The 10,704-nt window shown below is 50.7% G+C and carries 12 protein-coding genes; 4 read left to right on the top strand and 8 right to left on the bottom strand.

Annotation, left to right across the window (positions count from 1 at the left end; genetic code table 11):
- Together Q0510_RS05690 and Q0510_RS05685 are read left to right on the top strand one after the other, a co-directional pair.
- Nucleotides 1-448: LOG family protein (locus Q0510_RS05690; RefSeq protein ID WP_298709053.1), on the top strand; the 448-nt coding region annotated here is incomplete at its 5' end.
- A 127-nt stretch (nucleotides 449-575) separates the two neighbouring features.
- Nucleotides 576-1,415: a universal stress protein gene (locus Q0510_RS05685; RefSeq protein WP_298709051.1), complete on the top strand. Its 840-nt coding sequence runs from the start codon at nucleotides 576-578 to the stop codon at nucleotides 1,413-1,415.
- 16 nt (nucleotides 1,416-1,431) lie between these two features.
- On the opposite strand, the gene Q0510_RS05680 is transcribed toward Q0510_RS05685, so the two are convergent.
- From Q0510_RS05680 to Q0510_RS05665, 4 genes are read right to left on the bottom strand one after another with little or no spacing between them, the layout of a single operon-like run.
- Nucleotides 1,432-2,034, bottom strand: coding sequence for a hypothetical protein (locus Q0510_RS05680; protein ID WP_298709049.1), 603 nt, complete (start codon nucleotides 2,032-2,034; stop codon nucleotides 1,432-1,434).
- Nucleotides 2,031-2,432 carry a hypothetical protein gene (locus Q0510_RS05675; RefSeq protein WP_298709047.1) on the bottom strand — a complete coding sequence of 134 codons (402 nt, stop codon included), beginning with the start codon at nucleotides 2,430-2,432 and terminating at the stop codon, nucleotides 2,031-2,033. The genes Q0510_RS05680 and Q0510_RS05675 overlap by 4 nt, the downstream gene beginning before the upstream one ends.
- Nucleotides 2,429-2,965: a flavodoxin domain-containing protein gene (locus Q0510_RS05670; protein WP_298709045.1), complete on the bottom strand. Its 537-nt coding sequence runs from the start codon at nucleotides 2,963-2,965 to the stop codon at nucleotides 2,429-2,431. The genes Q0510_RS05675 and Q0510_RS05670 overlap by 4 nt, the downstream gene beginning before the upstream one ends.
- A gap of 10 nt (nucleotides 2,966-2,975) precedes the next feature.
- Nucleotides 2,976-3,806, bottom strand: a complete 831-nt coding sequence (locus tag Q0510_RS05665; protein WP_298709043.1) for a universal stress protein — start codon at nucleotides 3,804-3,806, stop codon at nucleotides 2,976-2,978.
- A 570-nt stretch (nucleotides 3,807-4,376) separates the two neighbouring features.
- On the opposite strand from Q0510_RS05665, the gene Q0510_RS05660 reads away from it, so the two are divergent.
- Nucleotides 4,377-5,216, top strand: coding sequence for an ATP cone domain-containing protein (locus tag Q0510_RS05660; RefSeq protein ID WP_298709041.1), 840 nt, complete (start codon nucleotides 4,377-4,379; stop codon nucleotides 5,214-5,216).
- 47 nt (nucleotides 5,217-5,263) lie between these two features.
- Here the strand turns inward: Q0510_RS05660 and Q0510_RS05655 are convergent, their stop codons facing one another.
- Together Q0510_RS05655 and Q0510_RS05650 are read right to left on the bottom strand one after the other, a co-directional pair.
- Nucleotides 5,264-5,698: an Hsp20/alpha crystallin family protein gene (locus Q0510_RS05655; RefSeq protein WP_298709039.1), complete on the bottom strand. Its 435-nt coding sequence runs from the start codon at nucleotides 5,696-5,698 to the stop codon at nucleotides 5,264-5,266.
- Nucleotides 5,699-5,802: 104 nt separating this feature from the next.
- Complete coding sequence (locus tag Q0510_RS05650; protein WP_298709037.1) at nucleotides 5,803-6,861, bottom strand: AI-2E family transporter; 1,059 nt, start codon at nucleotides 6,859-6,861, stop codon at nucleotides 5,803-5,805.
- A 70-nt stretch (nucleotides 6,862-6,931) separates the two neighbouring features.
- On the opposite strand from Q0510_RS05650, the gene Q0510_RS05645 reads away from it, so the two are divergent.
- Nucleotides 6,932-9,547, top strand: a complete 2,616-nt coding sequence (locus Q0510_RS05645; RefSeq protein WP_298709035.1) for a cation-transporting P-type ATPase — start codon at nucleotides 6,932-6,934, stop codon at nucleotides 9,545-9,547.
- Nucleotides 9,548-9,592: 45 nt separating this feature from the next.
- Here Q0510_RS05645 and Q0510_RS05640 read toward each other — a convergent pair whose 3' ends face one another.
- Both Q0510_RS05640 and Q0510_RS05635 read right to left on the bottom strand, forming a co-directional pair.
- On the bottom strand, nucleotides 9,593-10,069 hold the full coding sequence (locus tag Q0510_RS05640; RefSeq protein ID WP_298709033.1) for a DUF4405 domain-containing protein: 477 nt from the start codon (nucleotides 10,067-10,069) through the stop codon (nucleotides 9,593-9,595).
- 15 nt (nucleotides 10,070-10,084) lie between these two features.
- The gene (locus tag Q0510_RS05635) at nucleotides 10,085-10,678 is read right to left on the bottom strand and encodes an NAD(P)H-dependent oxidoreductase (protein ID WP_298709031.1); all 594 of its coding nucleotides are present in this window, start codon (nucleotides 10,676-10,678) and stop codon (nucleotides 10,085-10,087) included.
- Between the last annotated feature and the right edge of the window lie 26 nt (nucleotides 10,679-10,704).

The following is a 10,704-nucleotide window of genomic DNA, read 5'->3' as shown; positions in this document are numbered from 1 at the left end:
GGGCGCCAGGGAAAATGGCGGCATCGCCCTGGGCTGCAATATCCAGTTGCCGATGGAGCAAAAGCCAAATCCCTATTTGAATAAATACTTTACTTCCGGATTCTTCTTTGTCCGGAAAGTGCTGATGTTTAAATACTCTTATGGCTACGTCATCATGCCTGGCGGCATCGGCACACTCGATGAACTATTCGAAGCCCTCACACTCATCCAGACCAGGAAGGTCCTCGACTTTCCCGTCGTGCTATTCGGCAGTAATTATTGGGAACCAATAAATACCATGTTGAAACGCATGCTGGAAGAACGCATGATCGTGGAGGCGGACCTGAAGCTTTTCCTGGTTACCGACGATATACGTGAAGCGCTGGATCACCTGCAGCAAACCGCGTTATCGAAATATCGCGCAAAACGTAACAGGATTTTTAAGAAATTTATTTTCCTGGGCGAATAGCCATGGTAAAGCCACCCGGCGGTAATGATTTCCGGCGGAACTTTATCTTATGTGGATCATGTTTCCCTTGACGGGCATCATTGCGGGGTGGCCGCAAAGCAGCTAACTTTTGATAAAATGCGTTACCATGAAAAAGATCCTCTATTTGGCCGACGGCTATAAAGTTGACCGGCATCCGCTGGAATTCGCGGGGTTTGTTTGCAATTTGTTGAAATCGCCACTTGCCGGGTTATTCGTAGAACCTGCTTCACACGATGCCGGCTCGGAAATGGCGCTTCGGGAAGAGATCGTATGCAGCGGCATAGCCCTTGATCATCAATTGCCATTAGCGGAACTGAAGCAGGAATGCCTGGACAGGAATCTTACCATATTCCGCAGTGCCTGTGAAGATGCAGGAATCAACGGCCACGCCGAAGTGATCAGCGATCATGTTGCGGCCACTGCGCTATTAGAGTGCCGTTATGCCGACTTATTATTGATTGACCCCGCAATGGGTTTGACTATTCCTTCCGCCGCTCACACGCCGTCCATGACCCGCAATATTTTGTCACAGGCCGAATGCCCGGTGATCCTCGCACCGGAGCGTTTCGACGGGCTCGAGGAGATACTCTTTGCATATGATGCCAGCCCTTCCGCGGTGTTCGCTATCAAACAGTTTCGTGCACTCTTCCCTAAATTGTCGGACCGCAAGTTGACCGTACTGACGGCTGGCGGGGAAGCCAATGTCAGCAAAAACGAATTGCAACGGATGGCGGAGTGGTTGCGGGAGAATTATGGAAAAGTGAATTTCGTCAACGCGGGTATAGACAGCCGGATCGCATTGATGGAATACGCGCTGGAAAAGGAAAAGCTGATCGTAGTAATGGGCGCCTATGGGAGAAACGGATGGTCTACATTCTTGTCATCCAGCCACGCGGAACCGCTGGCTAAGTTCATTTCCATACCGATCTTCATCAGCCACCTTTGAAAGTAAAGCTCCCGGTTCATTTGGGCCGGGAGATGGCTTTGCGCCGAAGCAGTTCGCGCACCAGCATTTTACCGTATGCGTGCGCCATTTTTTCCTGGGATTCCGGTGCAAAGGAGACCGACTGCACAGCAAATTTCCGCGTACCGTCTGCTACTTCGTACAGGCTGCTTTCCCAGGCATAGCGGGTTTCTTCCCGGCGCAGCTCCGGCGCCAGCAGCCAGTAGTATTCCGATGCATATTGATCCGTAAGCAGTTGATAGAGGCTCACCGGCAGGAAGACGCCTTCCGTGGTTTTATTGATCAGCGATATGGTCAGCACCGCGTCGATCCCCTTATCCGCAAACTGCCCGGTGGGCACTTTGTCTTCGGTTTTCAGGAATTCGAATGCATCAAACGCCTGGAAAGACGTAACCGCCGTCATCCCCGCGTCGGTCAGGTCGCCGGCAACATGGGATTCCATCCGCTGCCGCAATGCGCTGTCGGGCATCATGCCAAGTACTAGGATTTTCTTGTATGCGGCAGGTGGCGTGTCCCTGGTTTGCCGGTACGCAGTCAGTTGTGTTGAAGAGCAGGATAGGAGGGCTACCGCCGAGGCGATAACCAGGAAGGTCATATTCATGTTTGTTCGTTTAAATCGATGTCGGGGATATTGGCCGCGGGGGCCTGGAAACGGCCCGCCGCTTCCAGGTCGCCAAGCGTGCGGTCGTCTGTATCTGTTGTCTGCAGCCATATCGAACCAGATTTACGGAACACCTGGGCGCTGAGGCCCAGCAGGTGCGCGAACTGTTGCTCCAGGCCCGTGGCGGTGATTTGCGCGCCCATATCGATCCAGGCAGCGCAATGAATGTCCCGTATTTCGTCGATCGGCGTATCGGGATGGACGCGGTCGGTCAATGGGCTCCCGTCGTAAGGATGGTGCGGCTGACGGAAAAATTCCAGTTTCAGGTGCGGATACAGGAAATGAAATTCCTCCTGTATGGAACGGACCAGGAATTCTTCGGTGATTAGTACTTTCATGTGAAAGATTTTTGTGAGGTGAAGGCGCAGGTGCCGAGGAGCCGGACAGCTTCGATGACCGGCGCCAGGTTTTCCCGTGATACCATGTTGTAGTCCGCCAGGGAGATGGTTTCCCCTTTGCGGGCCGACAGCCAGGCTCCCGCCCGCAGGAGCAGCTTATCTTTCAGGGACAGCTGCCTGTAATGCAGCCTTCCCGGTAGCGGAAAACACACCGCATTCTTACGCAACGAAGCCGGGACGTCGTGTTCGTAATACCCAAGAATCTTCTCAGGATGATCTGGTGCGCTGCCGCCTACAACTAAGAAGATCAGCTTTTTACCTTCCAGCAGTGGCGCCAGGTTTTTCAGCCAGCCCGCGATTTGCAAACGACCGATATATACACTGGTGCCGATCAGTACGTAATCAGCCTGTGTAAGCTGTTCCGGCTTCACGAAATCAGCCTTCACGACCGGAAAGTTCAAAGTGGCTCCCAGCCAAATGCTGTATTCCATGGTTGCGCCATACCGGCCCTTGTAGATGATCAATCCTTTCATATGTGCTGTTTTAAGGATGGGTTATGAATACCGGGATGTTGGCTGTCCGCAGGATGGCTTCGGCTTCGCTGCGATGAAAAAAACGCGAAGCGGCGCTCCTGCCATATGCACCCAGCGTAATTACGCCATGCGTGCTATGCAGGGTCATCGCCAGCAATTCGGCGGCAGGCTTGCCTTCCAGCGACTGGTAAGTGACATCTTCATAGTGATGGTTGAGGTATTCCTTGATGAGTTTGCCAGATGGGATTTTCCGTTCGTCGTTTTCCGTAATGTATATGACCTTCACCGGCACTTCGCTGAGGGAATCGAATATTTGGGTGAACTGACGGATTGCGAACGTGGAGGAAAAGGTGCCGTTATAGGAAAAGAGGATCTCCCGGAAATAATGAACGGTTTCCGGGATCACCATCACCGGGCATTGCGCCTGCGTCAGGAGGTCTTTTACGAAGCGCGGCGGATTGGAATCGGTCAGGATAGTGAAAGTGGTATCATTCCGTACCAGGAGCAGATCGGCGAAACGGCTTTCTTCCAAAGCTTCCGCCAGCGGAACCCCGGGTATCTCGCGGACGGTTACGTCCATCCCGTTGTCCCGGTAATAATCCTGCAGGCGCTTTTTGTTTTCTTTTGATTTCTTCTCACGTTCTTCCATGCTTTCTGCGATAATGGCCTGGTAATCCAATGCGCCGGATTCCAGCGCGGCATATTGAACAGCTTCTCCTGCGATATTTTCAAGGAAGAGGATGGTCAGCTCGCCACGGGCTTTGTCGGCGATATATTTATAACTTTTCAGCTCATGTTCCGAGAAGTGCAGCGCATCAACGGCTGCGAGAATCTTTTTCATGGTGCGTGTTTTAATCAAGTTAGGAATTTCACTTCGGTCGGGGAATGATGGCGGACGGGCGGCCGATGATTGTGGTCATCGGTTCAGGAACGGTGTGCGATAAATACGGGATAGGCGTGGTCCGTGATGGCGCCGGCCGCAAAACAGTTTATTCAGTCCGGCTGCGAAAGCGACAGCGCCGGTGGAGTAATTGGTGCCATCGAAGGCAATAACGACCTTTTTCATTTGACAGCGTTTTTTAAGTTATTGATATTGAACATATACGGGGTAAGGTTGCAACTGCAGTACTTCCGGGCGGCGGATTCGCACCCGCCCGATACAAGGCCGGCAGGCAGAAGTAGGCGGATGGTTAGGAAAGTAGCCATATACGTGGATGTGTAATTGAAACTAAGGCATCTGTATTGGGTGGTAAATGATGAAAACACAGCCCGGGAATGATGCTGATGCGACCCTTATCCGCAAACGGTGACGACGATCACCCCTGCCGGTTGCCGCTATCAGTGGCTCGGGCAGGACAACTTCGTATTTTGAATGAAAGAATAAGCCATGGAAGAACAGCATGTAACACCGATGATCCGCAAGGCGGATGGTGAAGTCGTGGTCTTTTCTGAAAAGAAATTGCGCCGTTCTTTGACCCGGTCCGGCGCAACGGAGGACGTAGCCGGCGAAATCATGGCTGCCCTCCGGTCCAGGCTTTACCCGGGTATCACCACGCGGGAGATTTATGATCTTGCCTTCAGTATGTTGAAAGATATTACCCGGCCAGCCGCAGCACGATACCATCTGAAAAGAGCGATCCTGGAACTGGGCCCTTCCGGTTTCCCGTTCGAACAATTTATGGGAGAGCTATTCCGGCGCCAGGGGTATGCTGTGCAAACGAATCAGTTCATTGAAGGGAAGTGTGTAAGGCATGAAGTAGATGTGACTGCGGCACTGCAGGCAACCGAAAATTTTATAGAATGTAAGTATCACCAGGCGGGTATCAAATGTGATGTAAAGGTTGCACTATATGTACATGCCAGGTTTGAGGACATTTCCCGCGCTGCCGCAAAGCATGAAATTGGCCGGATGAAAGGCTGGCTGGTCACCAATACCCGCTTTTCCAGGGATGCTTTGCAATTCGGAGCCTGTGCCGGTTTGCAATTACTGTCGTGGGATTATCCTTCCGGGAACGGACTGAAGGACATCATCGACCGGCAGCAATTGTACCCGGTTACTTGCCTTACAACATTGAGTCATTACGAAAAGTCAAGGCTGCTCCGCGCGAATGTTGTGTTATGCAGCGATTTGCTCGACCAGCCTGAATCACTTGCCCAGGCAGCCATTTCGGCGGAGAAAGCATCACGCGTAATGGAAGAAGCAGGAAAACTCTGCAGCCAGCGTCAACATCATGGAGCCCGTACCACTTGAAAAAAGCCCTGCCGTGATGGCAAGGCTTTTTTCAACGCCAAAACGGACTACTTCACCGCTACGTTGACACTGGTAGACGTTTTGGTTTCTTCCTTTTTAGGCAAAGTGATTTCGAGGATGCCTTCCGTATATTTCGCTTCGATTTTGCTGGCAATTACGGATTCGGGAACTTCGAAAGAGCGGGTGAAGCTGCTGTAATTGTACTCCTGTTTCCGGTAGTTGTCCTTCATTTCTTCCGCCCTGGATTCCTTTTCAGAGCTGACGGTCAGCAATCCGTCGGACGCATCTATCCGGAAATCCTCTTTCTTCATGCCGGGTACGGCCATGGCGATTTTAAAGGCGTCTTTTTCTTCCGTGATGTTCACGGCGGGCACCGTCAGGAACGGTTTGTTCTTTTTTCCGTTCATGTCCATCCAGCCGGAAAAGAAATCGTCCCACAATGCCGGGAACAATGTGTCGGGTTTTAAAGAAAGCGTTTTCATGTTATTTGAATTACAAAGTGATGAGATGAAATATTAATACTTCTAAAGTACACTGCAACCGAAAATTGGGAAATGATGATAATGCGCCATTTGCCTGATGGATATCATTGTCGCCGGGAATACGGTGTCCGGGAAAGCAAAAGCCGCCAGTATTTCCAGTTTTCTACGTGGTCGGCCGCGATTTTGGCGATTGCTACGAAAGGAATGAAAAGTATCATGCCGGCCACGCCCCAGATAATGCCTCCGGCCAGGATCGCCACCAGCGTTGCCCAGGTGCTGACATTCAACTGTGCCGCCACCACTTTCGGAAAGATGATATTGGCCTCCAGGTATTGTACGAAAGCGAAGATGCCGATCACGCCAAGCGGGTACCAGGCGGATTCGTGGACCATCCATGCCGCCGAAATCGGTAGCAGGGCACTCACAACTATGCCGAAGTAGGGAATGATCGTCATGATCGCGGTGAGCATACCAAAAAGAATGGCGTGCGGTATCCCGAGCGCGAGTAAGCCGATGCTGTTGAGGATTCCCACGATAAGGTACACCATTATCATACCTTTTATATACTGAAAATAAGTCCGGATTACCTCTTGCAGGATGGCTTCGAGCTTGCCTCCGTTTTCAGTTCCTGATACATGGATAAGAAACTGTACGAATACCCGCCGGTGGTACAGGAATAGCGCGGCGAATATCGGGACCATAAACAGGATGAACACCGTATTGATGGTGACGTTGACAGTTCCGGTAAGCAACGGTCCTAAAATTCCTGTTATCTGGCCCGCCTGATCATGCAACCAGCTATCCTGCACCTCCAGGGTTATCTGGTAATTCAGCGCCAGCCATTGCCGGAGATCCTGCAGGGAAGCGTTCAGCTTGCCGGCCAGCACCGGCCAGTCGCCGATGAACGCGAGTAATTGCCAATATAGTAGCGCCACCAGTACTGCAAACAACATGATGACGATCATCAGGCAACCTGTTACGGAGAGGCCCCGTGAAAAGCCGTGTTTTTCCAGGTTCCGGCAAACCGGATACATAATCATGGCAATCAGCAAGCCCATGAAAAATGGAATGAACAACGTCTTCCCGAAGTAAAGCAGCAATGCTCCGAAGAATATGACCTCCAGGGTTTTGGTAAGTTGACGGCTTGTTATCAGTGATGGCATGTGTGGAGTTTGAATGTAAGAATGCAACCTGCGCTGATTGACAATGTCCACATTTTTCAATTGCAGGCAAATGACCGGCGTTGGCACGCTGATGATCCATATCATCTCCGGGGGTATGCCTCCCATCAGCGCCGGATTGGCCGGGATGAGCTACATTTATAACAAAATTTCGCATATGCCCGAACAGGTAACCGAATTGCCACGCCCCGTTGGATTGCGCCAGGCAGAAGCGGAAAGCTTGCAGCTCCGCTATGGCCGGAATACTGTAGAAATCCGCAACCGTCGGTTCCTGCGGTTTATCGCGGGAATAGTCCTGGAGCCCATGTTCATCCTGCTGGCCGTGGCTACTTCCATTTACTTTATAGCCGGCGAACATTCGGAGGGGTTCATGATGGTAGCTGCGATCATCATCGTGACGGCCATCTCCGTTTTCCAGGACGCGCGCAGTGAACATGCGCTCAGTGAACTGCAGTCATATACCCGTGAAGGAGTGAAAGTGATCCGGGACGGCTCGGAGAAAATCATCCCTGCTGAAGATCTTGTGCCGGGGGATGTATGCTTGCTGGAAGAGGGGAATCTCGTGCCGGCCGATGCCACGGTAATATCAGGAAACGATTTTACGGTGAATGAATCGGTTGTTACGGGGGAATCCTTCCCGGTGGCGAAAGAAGCGGGTTCGGAAAATAATACCATTTTTCAGGGTACCGTCGTGAATACGGGCATGTGTTACGCCATTGTGACCGCCATAGGAGGCCAGACCCAATTGGGCAGGCTGGGGAAAACGGCAGCGGAAGTGTCTGTGTCACGGACTTTATTGCAGCAACAAGTGGGCAAATATGTGAGAAGACTAGCCATATTTGGTATCTCCGCGTTCCTGGTGATCTGGTTCATCAATTACCAAAGGAGCGGGGAGGTGCTGCAGAGCCTGCTTTTTGCGCTGGTCCTGGCCATGTCCGCCATTCCGGAGGAGATCCCGGTTACTTTTACTTCGTTTATGGCGCTGGGCGCCTACCAGTTGAGTAAATGGGGAATCATTTCCCGCAATCCGCAGGTGATCGAAAATCTGGGGGCCGTCGATGTTGTTTGCCTTGACAAAACAGGTACGATTACCGAGAACCGAATGAGTGTGAAGGTGATATACCGTAGTGAGAAAGGTGATTTGTTGTCCGTGGCGGAGGCTGCAGATGCGCGGCATCTTTTGCTGTACGCCATGTTCGCCAGCGAACGGGAACCATTCGACGCAATGGAAAAAGCGATCCTTGAGGCGGCGCTGCAGGCGGGTGCCGATAAGCTGGCGGGCGACGCGGTTCAGGTAGCAGAATATGCATTAGGAGGGCGGCCTCCGATGATGACGCATATCTACCTCCATAATGGCAACCGGATTGCGGCTGGGAAAGGCGCTATCGAGCGAATCGTCGCGGTTTGCCGCCTGGAAGAAACCATGAAAACGGCTGTTCTTGCCGCCGCGCATGCCGAAGCGGCTAACGGTTACAGAATCCTTGGCGTGGCCAGCGCCGCCTGTCCGGAAGGGGAGCTCCCCGCTTCGCAGGATGATTTTAATTGGCATTTTGAAGGTATGCTTTGTTTGTATGATCCACCCCGGAAGTCAGTACCGGGGGTGATATCGCAACTCCAGACTGCAGGAATATCCGTTAAGCTCCTGACAGGAGACTATTCAGAAACCGCGCGGAATATTTCGGGGCAAGTAGGGATTCCTCATACCAGCCGCACTCTGACAGGCGCAGACGTGATGGAAATGTCCGGGGAACAGCTGGCCGTTACCGTGCAGGATACCAGTATTTTTGCCAGGATGTTTCCTGAAGCAAAACAAAAAGTAATAGCAGCCCTGCAGCAGAAAGGCCATATCGTAGCGATGATCGGCGACGGAGTGAATGATGTGCCCGCGCTAAAACACGCTGATATCGGAATTGCAATGGGTAAGAAAGGCGCCGAAATGGCGCGGGTATCGGCCGATTTGGTCATTACCGACGATAACCTCGGAATGCTGACGGAGGCGGTAAGACAGGGAAGGAAGATATTCGTCAACCTGAAAAAATCCATCCGGTATATCATCACCATTCATATTCCGATCATCCTCATCGCGGCGTTACCATTGATTTTCGGATGGCCGGTTTTCAATATTTTCACTCCCGTGCATGTGATATTCCTCGAGCTCATCATGGGGCCCACTTGTTCGCTGTTCTTCGAACGGGAGCCTGTTGAACACAATATCATGGAGAATAAGCCACGTAGCCGCAAAGATGGGATTCTGAGCAAAAGTGAGCTCTGGACGGGCATTTTGCAAGGATTAGCGGTGACATTTGCTATCCTCGCATTATACTACATCCGCATGCGCCAGCAATTGCCGCTGGAAGATATCCGGACGGAAGTGTTGACCACACTACTATTTACGAACATCTTCCTGACTTTTGCCAACCGTTCATTTACAGCAAGTATCACAGAAACCATGCATTATCGAAACAATCTCGCGATTTGGGTAGTCCTCGCTTCCGTAACATTTGTTGGGGTGATTCTGTTGATTCCTGCCGCCCGCGATGTATTTGGTTTGTCGCCCTTGCCATGGGGTAAATTGTTGGTTTGCCTGATGGTGGCATTTGTCAGTGTCGCATGGTATGAAGTATTAAAGTTCATGAAGTATAGAGGAGCTATTCAAAAAGGTGATTGATGCTAGGGCGGGTTAGCCTGAAGTTCCTCCTCCGGCATTCCCGGTTTATTGCAAAATCAAATCGAATATTTCTTCCGGACTGGCATTATTCTTTATCCAAATGTCTTCGACGGTTGTTGCCCCCTGGAGGGAAATTCCTTTCGCGGCTAATTTTTTCGTCACTTCACGGTGATCTATCTGCAATGCGGTGAAAACATCCCCGATCGGGGCTTTCGTAATTCTTTCCAGGAGCAGGGTGTCAACTTTCGGATGAAGTTGTTGCAACACAACGAAAAGTGCCGATGTAATGGCAATCGCTGATGCGGCCGGAATGAAAACCCCTTTCTTAAAATGAATTTTCAAAGCTTTCCAATTGATGACGATATGAAGGATGGCGCATATAACGAAGAAAATACCAAGATACTCGTGCGCGATTTCCGTATATCCGTCGAACAAATGGAAGAACATCAATAAGCCGGACAACCCGACAACGATAAACACCAAAGACACGAAAGGTGTAACGTAATTTCTGCTTAATTTCATGACAAATATTTATACTTAATTGAATGTTGAAAACCTCGTCTCAAGCCCTGCAAGCCAGCTTTCTCTTTTCTTCTGGCTTACAGATTTAACAGATGCAAAGTTTATCCACCTGAGATTTTTATAGCCCATTGTTTTAAATACGCTCCGCAACATGGCTTTCCGGATTAAATTGCCAGTGAGTAAGGCATACAGTATGTGGGGTTTGTTCATGGTAGTGATGATGGTAACACCTTTTAATGATGTTAAAAGCGGAACCAATCCAAAACCTCTCGGGTGATGGTCATACACCACTCCCGGACTCAGCACGCGATCTACGAATCCTTTGATTATAGCGGGCATGGCATCCCACCAGACAGGAAATATAAAAATCAGGTGGTCTGCTCGTTTCAGGCGATTTTGATAATCTATCACTTTGGGGTCAACCGGCTTACGTGCTACAAATGCTTGTAAGTCTTCCCTCGACATGACGGGATCAAAGCCGTCATTATCAAGATGGATAAGATCGGTTTCGTGATTTGCTTTTTGCAGCCCTTTTGATACGGAACGCAAAATTGCGTTTCCGTAGCTTCCTTCGTAAGGATGGCTAAAGACGATTACTACCCTCATCATTCATACTATTTGTACAGTACAAAATT

Source organism: uncultured Chitinophaga sp. (assembly GCF_937874145.1).
Lineage (GTDB): Bacteria > Bacteroidota > Bacteroidia > Chitinophagales > Chitinophagaceae > Chitinophaga.
Note: the sequence above shows the minus strand (reverse complement) of the source record. Positions and strands in the feature narration are given on the sequence as shown.